Consider the following 388-nt stretch of genomic DNA (forward strand, 5'->3'; position numbering starts at 1 on the left):
AGTTCCGAGCCCGCCTGCGCGAGTTCCTTGATCTGGATTGCCGTGCCGATTGCGTCTGCCGTATCGGTGTTCGTCATCGACTGCACGCGCACGGGCGCGTCGCCGCCGATCGTCACGAGCTGGCCGCCCCAACGGACGTCGACCGCATGGGAGCGGCGACGCGGCGCGTGACCGCCGAACACCGGCACGGTCGAAACAATCTGACTGCTGGATTTCACTTGATCGGAGTGCATCGATAAACCCGCTTACGCCATCTGCCCACGGCCCGGAAAGTGTCCGGCCCCGTTGAGAAATACGGCGCGTGAATTGAAAAAGCGCCGCGGCCTCGAAGCCGCGACGCACACGATTGAGCTGGCGTCAGGGCACCACGAAGCGTGCCACATTGCCC

The 388-nt window shown here is 64.4% G+C and carries 1 protein-coding gene; it reads right to left on the minus strand.

Annotation, left to right across the window (positions count from 1 at the left end; genetic code table 11):
• On the minus strand, positions 1 to 233 hold a 233-nt coding region (locus tag GR197_RS31800), incomplete at its 3' end, for a flavodoxin-dependent (E)-4-hydroxy-3-methylbut-2-enyl-diphosphate synthase (protein WP_164016672.1).
• Positions 234 to 388 lie beyond the last annotated feature (155 nt).

The sequence above is a fragment of the Rhizobium phaseoli genome, assembly GCF_010668805.1.
Lineage (GTDB): Bacteria > Pseudomonadota > Alphaproteobacteria > Rhizobiales > Rhizobiaceae > Rhizobium > Rhizobium phaseoli_A.